The sequence below is a fragment of the Herbaspirillum sp. CF444 genome (assembly GCF_000282135.1).
In the GTDB taxonomy this organism is placed as follows: Bacteria; Pseudomonadota; Gammaproteobacteria; order Burkholderiales; family Burkholderiaceae_D; genus Herbaspirillum.
Window position 1 is genome coordinate 1 of the sequence record NZ_AKJW01000027.1, and the last position, 20,438, is coordinate 20,438.

Genomic DNA, 20,438 nt, shown 5'->3' on the forward strand with positions numbered 1-20,438 from the left:
CCGGCGTATAGCGCAGCGCGAATCGATTCGGCGCTTGCATCGCCGCGATACCAGCGCTGCGCACCGCCCCATTCGATCAGTTGCGTGCCGGCCAACGGCAGCGGTTGCGCCACCGATGGCAAGGAGAGTCGCCACAACGGCGCCGCCGTGTCGGCGAAAAAGCCATGGCTTTGCTCGCGCACATCGCGCCAAAAATCATCGCCGTTGGTCAGCGCCGTGCCGCCCAGTTTTTTCTGCGCCGCGTCGACAGCCGCCTGTGCACCCGACAAGCGTATCGTCAGCACGCCGTTGACCCAGGCGCTGGCCGATACCGGCAATGGCTGGCCGCCCCACTCGTTGAGCAGGCGAATCGCATTGGCCTCGTCGACTTCGAACACGCGCGTGCTGCTCGCGAACGGCTGCGGCAAGACTTTCAGCGAGACTTGCAGGATCAGGCCCAGCGTGCCGAGCGAACCGGTCAGCAGGCGCGAGACGTCATAACCGGCGACGTTCTTCATCACCTGTCCGCCGAAGTGCAAGATTTGCCCCTGCGCATCCATCAGATCGGCGCCAAGCACGAAGTCGCGCACCGATCCGCTGAACTGGCGGCCCGGTCCGGACAAACCTGCCGCGACCATGCCGCCGACGGTTGATGCGCCGCCGAAGCGCGGCGGTTCAAACGCCAGCACCTGGTTGTTGGCGGCCAGCGCGGTATCGATCTCCGACAGCGGCGTGCCGCAACGCGCGGTGATCACCAGCTCGGTCGGCTCGTAGTCGACGATGCCGCTGTAGGGTCGTGTATCGAGCACCTCGCCGCGCAGCTCCTGGCCGTACCAGTCCTTGGTGCCGCCGCCGCGGATCTGCAGCGGCGTTGCGCTTGCCGTGGCCGCGACGATGCGTTCTTTGAATACGTGCAATGGTTCGGTCATCTTCAGAATCTCGGCAAATCGGGAAATTTGATCTGGCCGCGCTGCACGTGCATCTTGCCGTACTCGGCACAGCGATGCAGCGACGGGATGGCCTTGTCGGGATTGAGCAGGAAAGCCGGGTCGAAGGCGCGCTTGACCTTGAAGAAGGCTTCGCGCTCGTCCGGCGAAAACTGCACGCACATGGAGTTGATCTTTTCGATGCCCACGCCATGCTCGCCGGTGATAGTGCCGCCGACTGCGACGCACAGCTCCAGGATCTCGGCGCCGAACAATTCGGCGCGGTGAAATTCATCCGCCAGGTTGGCGTCGAACAGAATCAGCGGATGCAGATTGCCGTCGCCGGCATGAAACACGTTAGCGCAGCGCAGGCCGTATTTGCCTTCCATCTTCGCGATGCCGAGCAAGACTTCCGCCAGCTTCTTGCGCGGAATGGTGCCGTCCATGCAGTAGTAATCCGGCGAGATGCGGCCCGCCGCCGGGAAGGCGTTCTTGCGACCCGACCAGAAGCGCAGGCGCTCGGCTTCGGATTGCGAGACGGCGATGGCGGTGGCGCCGCTGGCGTTGAGCACTTCGCTCATGCGACCGATTTCTTCCTCGACTTCTTCGATGGTGCCGTCCGATTCGCACAGCAGGATCGCTTCGGCGTCAATGTCGTAGCCGGCCTTGACGAAGGGCTCCACCATGCGCGAGCTGGTCTTGTCCATCATCTCCAGCCCGGCCGGGATGATGCCCGCGGCGATCACGTTGGCGACGGCGTTGCCTCCCTTTACCACGTCGTCGAACGAGGCCATGATCACGCGCGCCTGTTGCGGCTTGGGCACCAGCTTGACGGTGACTTCGGTGACGATGCCGAGCATGCCTTCGGAGCCGATGAACACCGCCAGCAGATCAAGACCGGGGGCATCGAGGCCGGCGTTGCCGAGCTCGACGACGTCGCCTTCGATGGTGACCATGCGCACGCGCAAGACGTTGTGCACGGTCAGGCCGTATTTGAGGCAATGCACGCCGCCGGAGTTTTCGGCAACGTTGCCGCCGATGGTGCAGGCGATCTGCGACGACGGATCGGGTGCATAGTACAAACCGTAAGGCGCAGCTGCCTCCGAGATTGCCAGGTTGCGCACGCCGGGCTGGACCACGGCGGTGCGCGAATACTTGTCCATGCTGACGATCTTGTTGAACTTGGCGGTCGACACCACCACGCCGTCGGCGATCGGCATCGCGCCGCCCGACAAACCGGTACCGGCGCCGCGCGGGACGATCTGGACTTTCAGGTCATGGCAGGTCTTGAGGATGGCGACGACCTGCGCTTCGTTCTCGGGCAAGACGACGACCATCGGCAACTGCCGATAGGCGGCAAGACCGTCGCATTCGTAAGGACGGGTGTCTTCTTCGTCGAACAACACGCAATGCGGCGGCACCACCGCTTTCAGCGCGGCAACCACCTCGCGCTGGCGCGCGGGAGAAAATAAGGGGGCAACTGGGGCGTTCATGCGTGACCTCGTTTGGCTTTGGGCTGGGACGCGGCGATGACGGGTAGTTGATTTTTTGCCGGCTTATCGTGCAGGCTTTGAAATGCTTGTCTCGCTATTGTCTTCGCAATGCCTGAAGTGTAGCGAATTTCGGCTCCGGATAGCGAAAAGCGTGGTCTGGGCGCACTGAAAAGAATTCACGCCGGGCTATGAATAACTTTCAGGGACGCTGAACATATCTGATGCGTCGTCCGCGCACGCTGGGACCCAGTGTCTTACGACGGCCAAGATGATCGATACGTTCTTAACGCCGCTGGGTCCTGACTTTCGTCAGGACGACGGTGGTGTTTGTATGAGCCTGGGGAAATAATTAACGCTTAGATATTCTTGAACGCGTTCTGCAGCCAGTCGATGAAAGCATCCACCTCAGGCCGCTCGCGAATCTGCTTCTCGTACACCACGTAATAGGCATGCGGCGGCGTGCGCAGGCGGACGTCGAACAGTTCGACGATTTCGCCGCGGGCCAGCAGTTCTTCGGCGAAGTGCTGGCGCGTCAGGCCGACGCCGTAGCCGTGGCGAACCGATTCCAGCAACAGGCCGAGGTCATCGACGCGCAGGCCGGTGGACGGCTCCGGCCAGTCCTTGAGGCCGGCGGCTTCGAACCATGGTTGCCACGGCTCCAGTGCGGAACGCAGCAGGTTGGCGTGTTGCAGGTCTTGCGGCGTCTTCAGCGGCGCGATGGTCTTCAGATAGGCCGGGCTGGCGACGGCGAAGGCCGGCTCTTCGAACAGTTTTTCGGTAACGAGGTTGGGATAGTTGCCGGCGCCGAAGCGGATTTCGACATCGCTTTCCGACAGGCTCAGGTCGTACAGCGGCACCGACAGGTACATCTCTACGGTGATGTCGGGATAGCGCTGCGTGAACTCGGCGATGCGCGGCACCAGCAGGTGGCGGGCAAAGGTCGGCGGCAGCATGATCTTGACCTTGGGCTGCACCGTGGCATTGCGATGCGGCATCGGGAAATCGGTCAGCGTGCGCAGCGCGGAACGCACCACGTCGAGATAGCGGCGACCGAATTCCGACAGGCCGATGGAGCGGCCGTCGCGATAAAACAAGCGCTCGCCGACGAAGTCTTCCAGCAGGCGAATCCGGTGCGACAGCGCCGAGGGCGTGATGCAGAGTTCTTCGGCCGCGACGGCGAAGGAGTTGTGACGCGCCGCAGCTTCAAATGCCGAGAGGGCATGGACGGGAGGGAGGCGTGTTGCCATGTCTTGTTTTACCTGCTGTTGTTGTGCGGGACGGCCATCCTGTTTGATGGCCCATCCCGGGTACTGCCTGATGATGTTTAAACGACGATACGTTGCCGCTTACCAGCGCACGATCTTGCCGGGGTTCATGATGTTCTTCGGATCGAGCGCATGTTTGATCGCGCGCATGACGTCGATGGCGCCCTCGCCGTGCTCCTGCACGAGGAAGTCCATCTTGTGCAAACCGACGCCGTGTTCGCCGGTGCAAGTGCCGTCCATGGCGATGGCGCGCGCGACCATGCGTTCGTTGACGCCTTCGGCGCGGGCGACATCGGCCGGATCGTTGGGATCGACCATCATCTGCACATGGAAATTGCCGTCGCCGACGTGGCCGATGATGGCGTGGACCAGTCCGTTGGCTTCGCAGTCGGCCTTGGTTTCCAGCACGCATTCGGCCAGGCGCGAAATCGGCACGCAGCAATCGGTGGAAATCGCGCGCGCGCCGTGACGCAATTGCAGGATGGCGAAGTAAGCGTTGTGACGCGCCGCCCATAGACGCGAGCGATCCTCCGGACGCGTGGCCCATTCAAAGCCGAGCGCATTGTTGTCGTTGGCGAGTTCCTGCACGACTTCGGCCTGCTCCTTGACGCCATGTTCGCTGCCGTGGAATTCAAACAGCAGCAATGGGTTTTCGGGCAGCGTCATCTTGTCGTGGGCGTTGATGGCCTTGACGCCGTTTTCGTCGAGCAGCTCGACACGCGCCAGCGGCACGCCGACCTGGATCGCCTGGATCACGGTGTTGACGGCGTCGGCCACGCTGGGGAAAGAACAGATGGCGGCGGAGACGGCCTCCGGCTGCGGATAGAGGCGCACGGTGATTTCGGTGATGATGCCCAGCGTGCCTTCGCTGCCGACATAGACGCGGGTCAGGTCGTAACCCGCGGAAGATTTCTTGGCACGCGTGCCGGTCTTGATGATGTTGCCGTCGGCGGTGACCACCGTCAGCGCCAGCGTATTTTCGCGCATGGTGCCGTAGCGCACGGCGTTGGTGCCGGAAGCGCGGGTCGAGGCCATGCCGCCGATGGAGGCGTCTGCGCCCGGATCGATCGGGAAGAACAGGCCGCTGTCCTTGATCTCCTGATTCAACTGCTTGCGCGTGACGCCGGCCTGCACGGTGGAGGTCAGGTCTTCGCCGTTGACGGCCAGCACCTGGTTCATCTGCGACAGATCGATCGTGATGCCGCCTTGCAGCGCCAGCACGTGGCCTTCGAGCGAAGTGCCGGTGCCGTAGGGGATCACGGGGACTTCGTAGCTGCTGCACAGCTTGATGAAGGTGGCGACTTCCTCGGTGGTATGCGCAAACACGACGGCGTCGGGCAGCATCGGATCGTAGGAGGATTCATCGCGGCCGTGATGCTCGCGCATGGCCTGGGTGGTGGAAAAGCGATTGCCGAACAGGGCCTGCAAGGACGTCAGCAGCGCCTCGGGAACGGGCTTGCGCAATTTCTGCGCATCAACGATATGGTTCATTGCTTGTCTCTCTGTCTGTTGGAATAGTGACGCAAGGGAATATGTCGTTATGCCGGAAATGTACTGAAACTCCAGCTCGCTCGTCGTCAAAACCTCTGTGGGATTTTACTCTCTTGCCGCAAACATATTTTATATTTGTCTGACAACTTGAGCCTTAAACGCAAATTTTTAGCCTATCCTTGAGACTTTTTCTTGCAGAGAAAAGCATGGGCAATCGACTTTCCAAGATCACGACGCGCACCGGCGACGACGGCAGCACCGGACTCGGCGACGGCAGCCGCACGGCGAAAGATCATCCGCGCATTCACGCATTGGGCGAGGTGGACGAACTCAATTCGCATATCGGTCTGCTGTTGTGCGAAGACTTGCCGACGAGCTTGCGCGAGGAATTGCTGGCGATCCAGCATGACTTGTTCGACCTCGGCGGCGAGCTTTGCATCCCGGGCTACAGCCTGATTGCGGAAACACAGGTCGCGCGGCTGGATGCGTTGCTGGAGAAGTACAACGCCGGCTTGCCGCCGCTGAAAGAATTCATCCTGCCCGGCGGTTCGCGCGCGGCGGCGCAGATGCATGTGTGCCGCACCGTCTGCCGCCGCGCCGAGCGCGTCGTGGTGACGCTGGCGCAATCCGAAGCCGTGCATCCGCAGCCGCGGCAATATCTGAACCGGCTGTCCGATCTTTGCTTCGTGCTGTCGCGTGTGCTCAACCGCTATGCGGGTGGCAGCGACGTGTTGTGGCGGAAGGGCCGCACTGAAGACGAAAAGAAATAAACCATATAAATAAAAAAGCGGCCAAGGCCGCTTTTTTACGTCGTCATTCAGCTAACTCAAGCGTTGTTGACCACCAGACGCGGCTGATCCTTGCCGAAGCGTTGCACGATCGATGCGGCAATGCCGTCGCCGTCCAGGCCGCAGCTGGCCAGCAATTGCCCGGCGTCGCCGTGATCGATGAAGCGGTCCGGCAAACCCAGGTGCAGGATCGGTTTGACGATGCCGGCTTCAGCCAGCGCTTCGGCCACGGCAGCGCCGGCGCCGCCCATGATGCAGCCTTCCTCGACCGTCACCAGGGCATCGTGGCTGGCGGCCAGTTGCCTGATCAGCGCGACGTCGAGCGGCTTGATGAAGCGCATGTTGGCGACGGTGGCGTTGAGCTTGTCGCCAGTGGCCAGCGCCGGCGCCACCATGGTGCCGAACGCCAGGATCGCGATGCCCTTGCCTTCGCGGCGCACTTCGCCCTTGCCCAGCGGGATGGCGGTCAATGTTTTCTCGACTGCGGCGCCGGTGCCGGCACCGCGCGGATAGCGCACCGATGCAGGGCCTTTGTATGCGAAGGCAGTCGACAGCATCTGGCGGCATTCGTTTTCATCGGACGCGGCCATGACGACCATGTTGGGGATGCAACGCAGGAAGGCCAGATCGTAATTGCCCGCGTGCGTGGCGCCGTCGGCGCCGACCAGGCCGGCACGGTCCAACGCAAACGTCACGTCCAGGTTTTGCAGCGCGACGTCATGGATCAGTTGATCGTAGGCGCGTTGCAGGAAGGTCGAATAAATCGCCACGACCGGTTTCAAACCCTCGCAGGCCATGCCGGCGGCGAAGGTGACTGCATGCTGTTCGGCGATGCCGACGTCGTAGTAGCGATCGGGGAATTTCTGTTCGAACTTGACCATGCCCGAGCCCTCGCGCATGGCCGGCGTGATGCCGACCAGGGTCTTGTCTTGCGCGGCCATGTCGCACAGCCATTCGCCGAAGACTTGCGTGTAGGTCAGTTTGCTCGCCGCCGCCGGCTTGATGCCTTCGGCAGGATTGAATTTGCCGGGACCGTGGTACAGCACCGGATCGGCTTCGGCCAGCTTGTAGCCCTGGCCTTTCTTGGTGACCACGTGCAGGAACTGCGGGCCCTTGAGGTTCTTCAGGTTTTGCAGCGTCGGGATCAGCGAGTCGAGGTCGTGGCCGTCGATCGGGCCGATGTAGTTGAAGCCGAATTCTTCGAACATGGTGGCCGGGACGATCATGCCCTTGGCGTGCTCCTCCAGACGCTTGGCCAGCTCCAGCATCGGCGCCGGCAACATGGACTTGCCGACGTTCTTGGCCTTGGCATAGAACTGCCCCGACATCAGGCGCGCGAGATAACGATTGAGCGCGCCGACCGGCGGCGAAATCGACATGTCGTTGTCGTTGAGGATCACCAGCAGATTGACGTCTTCGCAGATGCCGGCGTTGTTCATCGCTTCGAAGGCCATGCCGGCGGTCATCGCACCGTCGCCGATGACGGCGATGGCGTGACGGTCTTCACCCTTGGTCTTGGCGGCCAGAGCCATGCCCAGCGCGGCGGAAATCGAGGTCGAGGAATGCGCGGTGCCGAAGGTGTCGTACTCGCTCTCGGCACGGCGCGGGAAACCGGAAATGCCATCGAACTGGCGCAGCGTCGACATCTGGTCGCGACGGCCGGTGAGGATCTTGTGCGGATAGGTCTGGTGGCCGACGTCCCAGACGATGCGGTCTTCCGGCGTGTTGAAGACGTAATGCAGGGCAATCGTCAATTCCACCGTGCCGAGATTGGACGAGAGATGTCCGCCGGTCTTCGACACCGAATCGAGCACGAAGGCGCGCAGCTCGTCGGCCAATGGCTTCAACTGGGTGCGCGGGAGTTGCCGCAGATCGGCTGGGCTGTTTATCGTATTAAGCATGCTGGTTGATCACCGTTAATTTGCTACTGCGAAGATGGCGTGGCTGACCGATCATGTCGTCTTGTTGCCGCCATCGCATTCTTCGTACACTTCATTTCGTATTCTTCGTTCTCTTCGCTATTTTCTTATGCCTTGCGTTGCACGATCAGATCGGCAAGCTCATGCAGGCGGCGCGCCTTGTCGCCGAATTGCGCCAACGCCTGGTGCGCATCTTCGCGCAGTTTTTCCGCCAGCGCCTGCGATTCGCTCAACCCCAGGATGGACACATAGGTCGGCTTGTTGTCGGCGGCATCCTTGCCGGCGGTCTTGCCGAGCGTGGCGGAATCCGCCGTCGCGTCGAGAATATCGTCCACCACCTGAAACGCCAGGCCGATGGCGCCGGCATAGACTTCCAATGCCGCCGCTTCCGCCGTCGACAGCAACTTGCCGCTGTAGGCGCCGAGCAAGATCGATGCGCGCAACAGCGCTCCTGTTTTGAGCCTGTGCATCCGTTCCAGTTCCGCCAGCGACAAGGTCATGCCGACGCTGGCAAGATCGATCGCCTGGCCGCCGCACATGCCCGCCGAGCCTGCGGCTTGCGCCAGCAAGTTGACCATCTTCAACTGACGTGCGGCCTGCGCTTCGTCAACGATGTCGGACAATACCGAGAATGCTTGCGCCTGCAAGGCGTCGCCGACCAGCAAGGCGGTCGCTTCGTCGTACTTGACGTGGACGGTGGGTTTGCCGCGGCGCAAGGCGTCGTCGTCCATGCAAGGCATGTCATCATGCACCAGCGAATAAACGTGGATCATTTCCACCGCCGCGGCGGAACGCGCGAGCAGTTGCTCGGGAGCATCGAACAATTCGCCGGCGGCGTAGACCAGCAGCGGCCGCACGCGCTTGCCGCCGTCCAGCGCGGTGTAGCGCATGGCCTGGTGCAGGCGGGCCGGCATGTGAGTTTCCGGCGGCAGCCAGGTGTCGAGCGTGGTTTCCATGCCCGACTGGACATGCTGCATCCAGTCCAGAAAGGACGAGGACAAGGACGAGGAGGCACCGATTCTGGCGTTCATTCGCGGTCCTCATCGTCGGAAGACCCGGCGGCCAGCGGCTTGAGCATGTCGCCCTCGAGTACTTTGACCTGGCTGTCGACCTTGTCCAGCTGGGCGGCGCAGAACTTGACCAGTTCGGCACCCCGCTTGTATGCCGCGACGGATGCTTCCAGCGGCAGTTCGCCCGCTTCCATCTGGACGACCAGTTGTTCCAGCTCTTCCATGGCTTCTTCAAACGAGGCGGGAGAGCTGGCTTTGACAGGATTTTTTGGCATAGTGGCTGATTTCGAATATAGCCCGTTATTTTAGTGCAAACCGCCACAGATAGGCGTTCGAACGCGAACTTGATGGTGATTTACACGGTCGAACGCTCCTGATATCCCGGTTTTATGGTACTATCCACGGTTCTGTCCAAAATTTCCTCTTCATATCATTTGAACCCAGGTTTTTGCGGATTCTTTCTCTCTTAGGTTGGTGCAAATTAATTTGGGGGCGGAGATGTCCGATCTTGCTACTTTTGCCAAACTGGCGCGCTCAAATGCGCAATTGCCGGTAGGCGTCTATTTTGACGCGGCGCTTTTCAAGCGCGAAATTCACCAATTGTTTCAGAAGGGCCCGCGCTACGCCGGCCATGAATTGATGGTGCCCAATGTCGGCGACTATGCAACGCTGCCATGGGAAAACGAAGGTCGCATGCTGGTGCGCAACGCGCAAGGCATCGATCTGCTTTCCAACGTCTGTCGCCACCGTCAAGCCAAAATGTTGGACGGGCGCGGCAACGCGCGCAATATCGTCTGCCCGCTGCACCGTTGGACCTACGACCTCAAGGGCGACCTGATCGGCGCGCCGCATTTCGGCGAAACGCCGTGCCTGAATCTGTCCAACACACCTTTGCAAAACTGGAACGGCCTGCTGTTCGAGAACAACGGCAAGGACGGTGTCGACGTCGCGGCCCAATTAAATCAATTGGGCGTGAGCAAGGACCTCGATTTCTCGGGTTATCTTTTCGACCATGTCGAAGTCCACGAATGCGATTACAACTGGAAGACGTTCATTGAGGTCTATCTGGAGGATTATCACGTCGAACCCTTCCATCCCGGTCTGGGCAGCTTCGTCAGCTGCGACGACCTGAAATGGGAATTCGGCAAGAACTACAGCGTGCAGACCGTGGGCGTCAATCACGGCCTGGCCAAATCCGGTTCGCCGACCTACAAGAAGTGGCAGGAGCAGGTGCTGCGCTTCGGCAACGGCCAGGCGCCGAAGTACGGCGCGATCTGGCTGACGCTGTATCCGAACATCATGGTCGAGTGGTATCCGCATGTGCTGGTGGTATCGACGCTGTGGCCGAGCGGCCCGCAAAAAACCACCAACGTCGTCGAGTTCTACTATCCGGAAGAAATCGCCCTGTTCGAACGCGAGATGGTCGAAGCCGAACGCGCAGCGTATATGGAGACCTGCGTCGAGGACGACGAGATCGCCCTGCGCATGGATGCCGGTCGGCGTATACTGATGGATCGCGGCACCAGCGAAGTCGGCCCGTACCAGTCGCCAATGGAAGACGGCATGCAGCATTTCCATGAATGGTACCGGTCGCAGATAGCGGTGCAAGAAAACTGATTTCCCCAAGGAGGAGAGCATGCAGAAAGCAGCGAAGATGCGATGCAAACGATGTAGCCTCACGATATTCGCAGCATCCGTAGCTTCAGACGAATTCTGCATCGCCTCCGATTAACGCAATATCCGAAGGCAGCGCCGGCACCAGCTCGCGCTGCCTGTTTTTTTGTCATCGTTTTTGAATAGAGTACCGTCATGCAATCCCTCTGGATGCTTGTTGCCTCCTTCCTGTTTTCCATCATGGGCGTCTGCGTCAAGCTGGCCGCCGATCACTACTCCACCGCTGAAATCGTGCTCTGCCGCGGCATCGTCGGGGTCTGCTTCATCTACGGCCTGATCTGCATCAAGGGCGGCACGCTGAAAACGCCCTACCCGCGCGACCACATCATCCGCGGCGGCGTCGGCGTGATCTCGCTGTGGCTATGGTTTTACTCGTTCAGCCTGCTGCCGGTGGCGACCGCCACGACGCTGAACTACATGTCATCGATCTGGATTGCCGCGATGCTGTTCGGCATGGCCTGGTGGCAGGGAAAAAAGCGTTTTGAATGGGGCCTGGCCGGCACGGTGCTGCTGAGCTTCGTGGGCGTCGCCTTGCTGCTGCGTCCGTCGATCAATCCGGACGAACTGCTCGGCGGCGTGATCGCCTTGTTTTCCGGCGTGCTGTCGGCGCTGGTATATCTGCAGGTGCGCAAGCTCGGCCTCCTTGGCGAGCCGGAATATCGCGTCGTGTTCTACTTCTCTTTCACCGGCCTGCTGGCGGGCATCGCAGGCTGCATCGCCACCGGCAGCGTGCCGTTCTGGCATGCGCACAGCATCAAGGGCGTGGCGCTGATCCTCACCATCGGCCTGACCGCGACCATCGCCCAGATCGCCATGACGCGCGCTTACCGGCTCGGCAACACGCTGGTGACGGCCAACCTCCAATACACCGGCATTGTGTTCGCCAGCATGTGGGGTATGCTGATCTGGAAAGACGCACCGGGCTGGCTGGGTTTTGCCGGCATCGCGATCATTCTGATCAGCGGCGTCGTCTCCACGTTCTACAATCAACGCTCGCAGCAAACCTCCAAGAATCTGCCGGCGATCGATCCGATCGCCTCCGAAGTATAGGAAAAACCATGACCTACGCTACCCTCATTTCCGCCGCCGAACTCGCCGCCCACGCAGGCGACGCCAACCTGCTGATCGTCGACTGTCGTCACGACCTGGCCAATCCCGCCGCCGGCCTCGACGCCTATCGCGCCGGCCACATTCCCAACGCGCGCTTTGCGCATCTGGACCAGATACTGTCCGGCGCCAAGACCGGCAGCGACGGCAAATTCAAGGGCCGCCATCCGCTGCCGGAGCGCCAGGATTTCATCGACGCCATGCGCGTCATCGGCGTCAACGCCAACACGCAAGTGGTTGCTTACGATGCCCACGGCGGCATGTTCGCGGCGCGCCTGTGGTGGCTGCTGCGCTGGGTCGGCCATGTACAGGTGGCGGTGCTGGACGGCGGCCTGCAAGCCTGGCAGGCACAAGGCGGCGCCGTGACGACCGAGATGCCTGCGGCCACGCGCGGCGACTTGCAGGAACAGCCGTCGCTGGTCACCACCATCGATGCCGAGGGCGTGCTCGACAATCTCGACAGCAAAGCCATGACCGTGGTGGATGCGCGCGCGGCAGATCGCTATCGCGGCGAGAACGAAACGCTGGATGCCGTCGGCGGCCATATCCCCGGTGCGAAGAATCGTTTCTTCAAGGACAATCTCGCCGCCGACGGCAGCTTCAAATCGCCGGCAACGCTGCGCGCCGAATGGAATGCACTGATCGATAACCCGCAAACCGCGATCATGCAATGCGGCTCGGGCGTGACCGCCTGCCACAACTTGCTGGCGCTGGAAGTCGCCGGCTTGCCGGGCGCGAAACTGTATCCCGGTTCGTGGAGCGAATGGAGTTCCGACTCCACTCGTCCGGTCGCCACCGGTCCGCAGCCCTGATAGAAAATCAGCGATCAGGGAAGGCGTCGCCGGCCGGAGAAAGAAGGACACACCGGCAACTAACGCCTGGCGATCTCAATGCGCGTGCGCGTGGCTGGTCAGCACCAGCACGATGGCAACGCCAAGCGCGATCAGGATCACTTGCGGAATGGTTTCGCGCAGCGTCGCCCGGCGTTGCATTTGCGGCATCAGGTCGCTGACGGCAATGTAAATGAAACCGGATGAGGCAAACACCAGCACGTAGGGAATCCATTCCATCCCGCGCTCCAGCGTGATGTATCCCAAGACGCCGCCCAGCACCGCCATGAGACTGCAAATCAGGTTGTAAACATAGGCGCGGGTGCGCGAGAAACCAGCATTGAGCAGCACGATGAAGTCGCCGATTTCCTGCGGAATTTCGTGCGCGATGATGGCCAGGCCGGTCACCAACCCAAGATGCGGGTCCGCCAGAAAGGCCGCGGCGATCAGGATGCCGTCGGTGAAATTGTGCAGGCCGTCGCCGACCAGAATCATCCAGCCGGCCTTGCCTGCTTCACGTTTGTCATGACCGTGATGGTGGCCGTGACCGTCTTCTTCGTGGTGATGGGAATGGCGCAGGATGGACAGTTTTTCCAGCAGGAAAAACGCCAGCAGGCCGCCCAGCAATACGGCGAACAACTTGTGCGGCTCGGCCGAGGATTCAAAGGCTTCCGGCAAGGCGTGCAGCAACGACGTCGACAGCATGATGCCGACCGACAGGCTGACTAGGCGCTCGACCATCTTCGACAACAAAGCGAACGAGAAAATCGCCGCAGCCGTGATGCTGACCACCCCGGCGATCGCCGTGGCAAGCAGGATGGAAACCAGAGTGGAATTAATTTTGGGACCCAATCATCAGAGATAGCGCGGTCTGCGCGACAAGAAGTGGCAGATTAGACCATAGCTGATTTTTTTCGGCAAATCGGATCAACGCGCCTGATCGCCCGTCCCCGGCAACGCGGCGCCGTCGGATACGGGCGCTTCCGCTTGCGCGAACAGCACTTCGTCAATGTTGTCGGCATCTTCGCCGGTCAGGCGACGTATCGTCTCCAGCAACACCTTTTCCTGATAGGGCTTGCCGAGATACTCGTTGACGCCCAGCTCCATGGCGCGCTCCCGATGCTTGGCGGCGGTGCGCGAGGTAATCATGATGATGGGCAGCGTAGCGGTGCCGCTCATGTCGCGAATGTTGCGCGCGAGATCGAAGCCGTCCATGCGCGGCATTTCAATGTCGACCAAGGCAACGTCGGGACGCACGTCTTGCAATTGATGCAAGGCATCGACGCCGTCGGTCGCCAGCACGACGTGGTATCCCTCGCGCGTCAGCAAACGCTGCATGACGCGCCTGACCGTGAGGGAGTCGTCGACCACCAGGATGGTTTTCTTGTTGCTGTTGTCGCCGCCCGCGGCAGGCTCGACCTGGCGCAGCACTTTTTGATAACCGTGACGCTGCGCCAGCTGGATGGGATTGAGGATCAGCGCAATGCTGCCGCTGCCCAGCACCGTGGCGCCGACGACACCGACCATGTGGGCCAGTTGCGGCCCGATGTTCTTGGTCACGACTTCGCGGTTGCCGATGATGCGATCGACCAGAATGGCGAGGAAGTCATGGCCGCTCTTGACCACCAGGATCGACAAAGTCTGCCCCGCCGGCACGCCTTTGTCTTCGCCCAGCAAGACGGGCAGATAATGCATGGGCAACTTGCGACCGTGCCAGTCGAGACTGCCCTCGCGGAACACCTCGGCCTGCTCGGCGGCTTTCAATTGCAAGACCTGTTCGACCAGAAGCGACGGGATGGCGTAGGTTTGCTCGCCCAACTCCAGCAACACGACCTGGGTAACGGCCAGCGACAGCGGCAGATGGATAATGAAGGTCGCGCCTTCGCCGGCGACCGTGTCGATACTGATGCGACCGCCCAGCGAGGCGACTTCGGAGCGCACCACGTCCATGCCGACGCCGCGTCCGGCGATGGCCGTCACGTCGGCGCTGGTGGTGAATCCCGGCTGAAAGATCATGCCGGTCAGCTCCGTGTCCGACAGCACCTGGCCGGCGTCGATCAACCCGAGACGCACCGCCTTCTCGTGAATGCCCGCCAGATCCAGTCCCTGGCCGTCGTCGGACAGGCAGATCATGACTTCATAACCTTCCTGGCTGATCTCCAGCGACAAGCGCCCAACGGCCGGCTTGCCGGCCTTGCGCCTTTGCTCGGCCGTTTCAATGCCGTGCGCCGCGGCGTTGCGCAACAGATGTTCAAACGGTCCGACCATTTTTTCCAGAATGCTGCGGTCCACTTCGACGGCGCTTCCGCGAATTTCCAGCTCCAGCTCCTTGCCGGTTTCCTTCGCCATCTGGCGCACCAGCCGGTGCAGCCGCTCTTCCACGCCGCGGAACTGCACCATGCGCGCCCGCATCAGTTCCTGCTGCATTTCGCGGGTGAGCCGGGCCTGCTGCGTCAGGCTGTTCTGCGCATGATCGACGGTCTCCAGCAGGTTCTTTTGCAACGAGGCGACATCGTTGACGCTCTCCGCCAGCATGCGCGTCATTTCCTGCAGATGGGTAAAGCGGTCGAACTCCAGCGGATCGAAATGCTGGTTCTGCGGCTGGCGCTGGTTGGAAGCCGCAATCTGGATTTCGGCCTGGATTTCCACTTCGCGCAACTGCGTCGTCAGCCGCGCGACATTGCCGCCCAGATCGGCCAGATGCTGGCGCAGCACGTCGACTTCGGACTCCAGCCCTGAGCGTGAAATGGAGATCTCCCCGGCCTGATTGAGCAAACTGTCCAGGATGCCCGCGCGAATGCGCACCAGCGGCGCGGCATTGACGGTTTTTCCGATATCGGCCTCGGACGATCCTGCGGCGTCGCTTCCCGTCAAGACGACCTGCACCGCAGGTTTGTCCGCGCCTTGCTCGTCGGGTGCGAACAAAGGCGACATCGGCGGTACTGCCAAGGGAGTCTGGAGCGCTTCGAACAATTGCAAGCCGTGATCGTAACGCGCCAGCAAGTCGTCGATCTGCATGACCGATGGCGTACCGGTGCGCACCATCTCGTCGATCCTGGATTCCAATTCGTGCATGTGCTGGCCGAGGCGCATTGCACCGGCCATGCGGGCGCTGCCTTTGATCGTGTGCAGCGGTCGCAGAAGATACTGAATCAACCCGCGACTATCCGGCGATTTTTGCAGCTTGTGCAGGCTTTCGCCTATCTGAGGCAGGAGATCCCTGCCTTCTTCCAGGAATATCTCAAGCAACTCAGGATCGATAAGATCGGCCCCGGCATCGGCGGAATCTTCTTCCGGCGAGACGGCGGTGAGCGGATGACCTTGGCCAGGGACATCCGGCGAGGCTTCCCGACGGAGCAGCTTCATTCCGTCCAGCAAGGCATGCAATTGCTGTTGCAAATCCGCGCGCGCGGGAGGCATCCGGCGCGATGCAAACATCTGCTGCATGGTTTGCAATTGACGCACGATCTGCAGCAGGCTGGCGGAGACATTGGCGTCAAGCGCGCCAGGAAAATGTGCAATGCATTGGATGACGTCGTCCAGCGCTTGCGCCAATGTGTTGAGCGCCGCAAATTGCACCGACGCCGAACTGCTCTTGAGCGAATGCGTTGCGCGCAGCACTTCCGGCGCCACCGCAGTCGGCAGAATCTCCTGCCACTGCTCGAGATGCGAACTGATTGTGGCCAGCAAGCTTGCCGACTCCTTGCAATAAACCAGGTGCAGTTGCGCCGGTATTTCCATCTCGCCGATGCGGACGGATTGCTCCTCGCCGGCAACGGCTGGCGACGTGGTCTCAACGTCCGTCTCTGCGCCGTCCATGCTCTTTCCTTGCCTCGCTTGTTCGACTGCCTCGATCAATGCATCGGGGCGTCGCGCGGATTTTCCGCGTTCCCTGAACTCGCCGATCCAGCCGGTCATCTCCCGCTTCGCATGCTCAAGCAAGGCATATGCGTCGGTGCTTCCCGGCGTCGCTTGCGTCAACCACTCGTTCAGGAAGGTTTCGATCGCCATGGCGCCGTCGCTCAAGGCATTCAAGCCAACCATGCGGCTGCTGCCCTTGAGCGTATGAAAACCGCGCCGCAATGCGCCGACGTGCGCCATATCGTCCGGCGCGCCGCGTGAAGCTGCCAGCGTGTTATCCATGTTGTCCAGGATCTCTTCGGCTTCCGTCAGAAAGATATCCAGAAACTCGGGATCGACATCTTCATCGACCGGTTCTTCCGAGGCGGTGCCTGCGGCAAGGCCTGGCGCAGGCGATTCGACTTCTTCACGCTGCTCCGGCTGCGCAGTCTTGGCGGCCAGCGAAGGAGCATCGCTCTCCGTATGCGCGACCTCTGATTGCTTTCCCCGATAAGGAATCACGCCGTCACGCCGCATCAGGGGCAGGGACAAACTCAATGCGGCAAGGTTATAGATGGCGCTTTTTAATGCCGCCGGTTGCAAGGTCGCAGCTTCATCCGCGCCGGAAGCATTTTCTATCCTGAGTGCGTCCGCACCGAGCATTTGGGCCGGAACATCCAGCTTCAGGCGTTCTGCGACACCGGCAAGTTCGCGAATCGCCTTTGCCACTCTTGCCGCTTCAGCCTGGCTGTACGCTTTATTGAAACTGCTTTCGATCAAGGCCTCGGTGCGGCCGAGCGCGCCCTCCAGTTCGGCCAGCGCAATCTGGCCAGGATCGCGGACGGCCGGCGCTGCATATGTTGCGGATGTTGCGGATGCTGCCTGCACCGCATCGATAGCGGCGTAACATGGCTGCTGATAGTCTGCCTGCTGTATCTCCGGCAACGCGTTGGCTTGTTTGATCGCGCGCGCGGCTTCATTCGCAGCAGGGGCCAGTGCAATGAAAAAAAGGCCCTCGCGCAGCAACCGCGCATCGCCTTCACGCATGTCGCTCACGAGGCGCCGCAGTTGCAAATTGACCTGTCCCAGGAATTTTTTGGCGTACTGGTCGACGTCGATGCCGCCGCCGGCGAACAGCATGACGGCCGCCTCGATGGTGCGCCAGAAGTTCTTGTGGTGCGAGACGACAACCATATTGACGACTTTGCCAATGACGTCGGCCATGCGCTGCAAGAAAGGTGCGCCGACGTTCGCGTCCGTTGCGTGCAGATAATTCAGCTGCGAACTCTCGAACTCGGTCCGGCATGCCGCCAGAGTGGTTTCGGATAACTCGGGAGCCGCTTCGTCGGAACAGGGAAACCGCAAGTCGTTGTCGCTGATGGGTTTCGGAAAAACCAGATCGACCGGATGAATTCTTTCCTGGCCTGTTGTCGCAAGCAGTGCTTTATAGGCGTGGAACAAACGCAATGGATGCGGCAATGGATGCGGCACCGAATCCGCGGTCAGATCGTCCAGATAGTGCAACAAGGATACGCAGGCGCTCTCTGCGACCTGGGCCCTTTCGGAGCGAGCGCTACCGTCCTGTTCGGCAGCAAGCACCAGCGCCATGGCGTTAAAAAAAACGGCCAGCGACGGTTCATCGACGAAGTTCAGCGCCTGCGTGATTTTTTGCAGGGTGACGCGAATCCGAGCGATGTCTTCGGCAGTCCTTGCCGCCTCCAGCAACTGGCGCGTCTCAAGCATCGCGCTCTTCAACGCCGGTGCCAGTATTGTCAGACCACCGGGCATTTCCTCGGTCTGCATATCGGAGAAATCCTGGCTGTCTGGATGGGGATGCATGATGGCGTTTGACATCGGGGCGTTGAATATCGCGGAGCGAGCGTCAGGAAATCGTTACCCGGAAGCGAGATACCGAATTCTTGAGCAATTCGGCGAGATCATTCAGTTCATTGAGCAGCGAAACCACTTCTTCGCGACGGCGCTCGATGCTTTCGTTTTCAGAGAGGATGTTCTGAATATTCTGTGCGACGCTGTTGGCCGACGTGGCTTGCTCTCCCGTCGAAGAAGAAATTTCCTGGATCAGTTCCGCCAGTTGATTGGACACATGCCGGATATCGAACAGCGAAGCGCCGGCGGCATCCGACAGTTTGGCGCCTTCCACCACGCCGGCGGTCGATTTTTCCATCGCCGCGACGGCATCGTGCGTGTCCGCCTGGATCATGCGCACCAGTGCGCCGATCTGGCGCGTTGCGGCGCTGGACCGCTCCGCCAGTCGCTGCACTTCTTCGGCGACAACGGAGAACCCGCGCCCGGCCTCGCCTGCGGAAGCCGCCTGGATGGCGGCATTCAGCGCCAGCACGTTGGTCTGTTCGGTGATGTCGGAAATCAGCTCGGTAATTTCGCCGATCTCCTGCGAGGATTCGCCCAGGCGTTTGATGCGCTTGGAGGTTTCCTGAATCTGTTCACGGATTTCATTCATGCCCTTGACGGCGTCTTCCACCGCCTTGGCGCCGCGTTCAGCCACCACCACGGAATGCCGCGCGACATCGGCGGACTTGTTTGCCGAGATCGAGACGTCGGTGATCTGGACCGACATTTCCAGCATGGATTGTCCCGTTTCATGAATTCTGCGCGCCTGGATTTGACCCGCGGTGGTCAACTGCTGCGTGTTGTCCTTGACCTTGTTGGATGCACCCGCGACCTGCGACGCGGTGCGCGTGACCTGCCCGACCAGCCCCCGCAAAGCCTCGACGGTGTAGTTGACGGAATCGGCAATTGCGCCGGTGATGTCTTCCGATACGGTCGTGTGCACCGTCAAATCGCCGTCCGCCACCTTTTGCAACTCGCTCATCAAGCGCAGGATGGCGGCCTGATTGATGGCGTTGGTGCGCATGGCGCGCTCTTCCTGCTGCTGCGCATGCAATCGTTGCGCCTCGGCTTCCTGACGCCGCAGCTCGGCCTCTTCGGCGTTGCGCCGGCTGCTTTGCAATTGCACCCAGGCGATGCCGATGCCGCAAATCAGGGCCATCAGCATCGACAGCAGCATGATCCAGAACGTCCAGGAGCGTGTTTCCTGGGCCAGTCGGTAGTCGTTTTGCAAGACGGTCAGATGTTGCTTGAGCGTTTCGTTCTCGAGAAAGACCAGTTGCTCCGATTGTTTGGCGGCGATGAAGTTTTGCAGGTTGCCGAGGATGTTGGCGACCAGCGGCTGATATTCGCCGAACACTTTTTCCAGTTCGCTCAGTTTGTCGCGCACATCTTTGTTGCGCACCGCGGTCAGACCGAGGATCTCGCTGCCGTTGAGGAAACCGTCAATGATGTCGCGAAAGGTGTTGACGTCTTTGCCAAGAAGAAAGGCGGTCTCCGGATTGACGCCTTCGGAAGTCAGGAATTCATTGGCGCTGCGCCCCAGCCGCAAGGTCAGCAGCACCAGTTGGCCGGCAGCGGCGATTTCACGCGGAGAATTGCCGCCTTGCGATTGCAGCATGGAGATCTGTTCGCTCAGGTCAAGCAAAGGAGGAGACAAGGAACGCAGGCGCGCCAGGGTGACGCCAAATCCGGTGAGCTCGGGCTGCAGCTTGAGTATCGTAGTGGCGGCCTTGTCGGTGTGATCCCAGATTTTCTGGACATCGGTCAGCACCGCGCGCATCTCCGGTTCGGGCTTGCGTATCGCATATCCCTGGTATTCGCCGCCCAGTGTCAGCACGCTGATGCCCTGGTTGAATTCCCGGCGGCTTTCGCTCAACTGATTGAAGGCTTCACGATTGCCCTGGATGGCGTTGGGTACCGCCTTGCCGATGCGCTGCGAGTGCATGACCAGATCGCTGGTGATGTGCGCCTGAAGACTCGCATGAATGTAATGCTTCGACCCCAGCCAAAGGAAGAAGAACATGGAGACCAGGGCGAGTATCAGCAACAACAGCAAAATGCGCGTTTGCGCGCGCAGGGATTGCCGACCGATAAAAGGCAGGCGCGTGTGCTGGTAGCGCTGTATGTATTTTTCCGCCGTGGCACTGACGGTCGCTGACGCGCTTGCAAGGCTCTCTGCCGGTGCGGTCGTTTTGTTTTTTGACAACTGAGGCAGCTTGAATGCCATCACTGAGACTCCTTAGCGGA

The 20,438-nt window shown here is 60.9% G+C and carries 14 protein-coding genes; 4 read left to right on the plus strand and 10 right to left on the minus strand.

What is annotated here, in order from left to right:
* The 4 genes from glcE to PMI16_RS07020 all read right to left on the minus strand — a co-directional run.
* Positions 1–908 (minus strand): glycolate oxidase subunit GlcE (gene glcE / locus PMI16_RS07005; RefSeq protein WP_007877879.1); only part of this gene is annotated, 908 nt, incomplete at its 3' end.
* Positions 909–910: 2 nt separating this feature from the next.
* Positions 911–2,398 carry an FAD-linked oxidase C-terminal domain-containing protein gene (locus PMI16_RS07010; RefSeq protein WP_007877881.1) on the minus strand — a complete coding sequence of 496 codons (1,488 nt, stop codon included), beginning with the start codon at positions 2,396–2,398 and terminating at the stop codon, positions 911–913.
* A gap of 356 nt (positions 2,399–2,754) precedes the next feature.
* Positions 2,755–3,645 carry a LysR substrate-binding domain-containing protein gene (locus PMI16_RS07015; protein ID WP_007877882.1) on the minus strand — a complete coding sequence of 297 codons (891 nt, stop codon included), beginning with the start codon at positions 3,643–3,645 and terminating at the stop codon, positions 2,755–2,757.
* A gap of 99 nt (positions 3,646–3,744) precedes the next feature.
* Positions 3,745–5,154 carry an FAD-binding oxidoreductase gene (locus tag PMI16_RS07020; protein ID WP_007877883.1) on the minus strand — a complete coding sequence of 470 codons (1,410 nt, stop codon included), beginning with the start codon at positions 5,152–5,154 and terminating at the stop codon, positions 3,745–3,747.
* Between the two features lie 206 nt (positions 5,155–5,360).
* Between PMI16_RS07020 and PMI16_RS07025 the strand changes: the two genes are divergently transcribed.
* The gene (locus tag PMI16_RS07025; RefSeq protein ID WP_007877884.1) at positions 5,361–5,924 is read left to right on the plus strand and encodes a cob(I)yrinic acid a,c-diamide adenosyltransferase; all 564 of its coding nucleotides are present in this window, start codon (positions 5,361–5,363) and stop codon (positions 5,922–5,924) included.
* 56 nt (positions 5,925–5,980) lie between these two features.
* On the opposite strand, the gene dxs is transcribed toward PMI16_RS07025, so the two are convergent.
* The 3 genes from dxs to PMI16_RS07040 all read right to left on the minus strand — a co-directional run bounded on the left by dxs (position 5,981) and on the right by PMI16_RS07040 (position 9,146).
* A complete protein-coding gene (dxs, locus tag PMI16_RS07030; RefSeq protein WP_007877886.1) occupies positions 5,981–7,843 on the minus strand; it encodes a 1-deoxy-D-xylulose-5-phosphate synthase in 1,863 nt (620 codons plus the stop codon).
* A 125-nt stretch (positions 7,844–7,968) separates the two neighbouring features.
* Positions 7,969–8,892 (minus strand): polyprenyl synthetase family protein, encoded by a 924-nt coding sequence (locus tag PMI16_RS07035; RefSeq protein WP_007877888.1) that lies wholly within the window; start codon positions 8,890–8,892, stop codon positions 7,969–7,971.
* Positions 8,889–9,146 carry an exodeoxyribonuclease VII small subunit gene (locus tag PMI16_RS07040; RefSeq protein WP_007877890.1) on the minus strand — a complete coding sequence of 86 codons (258 nt, stop codon included), beginning with the start codon at positions 9,144–9,146 and terminating at the stop codon, positions 8,889–8,891. Before PMI16_RS07040 ends, PMI16_RS07035 begins: the two co-directional genes overlap by 4 nt.
* A 223-nt stretch (positions 9,147–9,369) precedes the next feature.
* Between PMI16_RS07040 and PMI16_RS07045 the strand changes: the two genes are divergently transcribed.
* The 3 genes from PMI16_RS07045 (at position 9,370) to PMI16_RS07055 (ending at position 12,464) form a co-directional block, all read left to right on the plus strand.
* Complete coding sequence (locus PMI16_RS07045) at positions 9,370–10,488, plus strand: aromatic ring-hydroxylating oxygenase subunit alpha (RefSeq protein WP_007877892.1); 1,119 nt, start codon at positions 9,370–9,372, stop codon at positions 10,486–10,488.
* A 192-nt stretch (positions 10,489–10,680) separates the two neighbouring features.
* Positions 10,681–11,595, plus strand: a complete 915-nt coding sequence (locus PMI16_RS07050) for a DMT family transporter (RefSeq protein WP_007877900.1) — start codon at positions 10,681–10,683, stop codon at positions 11,593–11,595.
* 8 nt (positions 11,596–11,603) lie between these two features.
* Positions 11,604–12,464: a sulfurtransferase gene (locus PMI16_RS07055; protein WP_007877903.1), complete on the plus strand. Its 861-nt coding sequence runs from the start codon at positions 11,604–11,606 to the stop codon at positions 12,462–12,464.
* A 75-nt stretch (positions 12,465–12,539) separates the two neighbouring features.
* On the opposite strand, the gene PMI16_RS07060 is transcribed toward PMI16_RS07055, so the two are convergent.
* The 3 genes from PMI16_RS07060 to PMI16_RS07070 form a co-directional block, all read right to left on the minus strand.
* Positions 12,540–13,334 (minus strand): ZIP family metal transporter, encoded by a 795-nt coding sequence (locus PMI16_RS07060; RefSeq protein ID WP_007877904.1) that lies wholly within the window; start codon positions 13,332–13,334, stop codon positions 12,540–12,542.
* 75 nt (positions 13,335–13,409) lie between these two features.
* Positions 13,410–18,161, minus strand: coding sequence for a hybrid sensor histidine kinase/response regulator (locus PMI16_RS07065; RefSeq protein WP_051994605.1), 4,752 nt, complete (start codon positions 18,159–18,161; stop codon positions 13,410–13,412).
* Positions 18,162–18,204: 43 nt separating this feature from the next.
* On the minus strand, positions 18,205–20,418 hold the full coding sequence (locus tag PMI16_RS07070) for a methyl-accepting chemotaxis protein (RefSeq protein ID WP_007877906.1): 2,214 nt from the start codon (positions 20,416–20,418) through the stop codon (positions 18,205–18,207).
* Positions 20,419–20,438 lie beyond the last annotated feature (20 nt).

Bases quoted from the DNA above. Each gene is read 5' to 3' on its own strand.
- PMI16_RS07010 (WP_007877881.1), bottom strand. From the start codon at position 2,398: ATGAACGCCCCAGTTGCCCCCTTATTTTCTCCCGCGCGCCAGCGCGAG.
- PMI16_RS07015 (WP_007877882.1), bottom strand. From the start codon at position 3,645: ATGGCAACACGCCTCCCTCCCGTCCATGCCCTCTCGGCATTTGAAGCT.
- PMI16_RS07020 (WP_007877883.1), bottom strand. From the start codon at position 5,154: ATGAACCATATCGTTGATGCGCAGAAATTGCGCAAGCCCGTTCCCGAG.
- PMI16_RS07025 (WP_007877884.1), top strand. From the start codon at position 5,361: ATGGGCAATCGACTTTCCAAGATCACGACGCGCACCGGCGACGACGGC.
- dxs (WP_007877886.1), bottom strand. From the start codon at position 7,843: ATGCTTAATACGATAAACAGCCCAGCCGATCTGCGGCAACTCCCGCGC.
- PMI16_RS07035 (WP_007877888.1), bottom strand. From the start codon at position 8,892: ATGAACGCCAGAATCGGTGCCTCCTCGTCCTTGTCCTCGTCCTTTCTG.
- PMI16_RS07040 (WP_007877890.1), bottom strand. From the start codon at position 9,146: ATGCCAAAAAATCCTGTCAAAGCCAGCTCTCCCGCCTCGTTTGAAGAA.
- PMI16_RS07045 (WP_007877892.1), top strand. From the start codon at position 9,370: ATGTCCGATCTTGCTACTTTTGCCAAACTGGCGCGCTCAAATGCGCAA.
- PMI16_RS07050 (WP_007877900.1), top strand. From the start codon at position 10,681: ATGCAATCCCTCTGGATGCTTGTTGCCTCCTTCCTGTTTTCCATCATG.
- PMI16_RS07055 (WP_007877903.1), top strand. From the start codon at position 11,604: ATGACCTACGCTACCCTCATTTCCGCCGCCGAACTCGCCGCCCACGCA.
- PMI16_RS07065 (WP_051994605.1), bottom strand. From the start codon at position 18,161: ATGCATCCCCATCCAGACAGCCAGGATTTCTCCGATATGCAGACCGAG.
- PMI16_RS07070 (WP_007877906.1), bottom strand. From the start codon at position 20,418: ATGGCATTCAAGCTGCCTCAGTTGTCAAAAAACAAAACGACCGCACCG.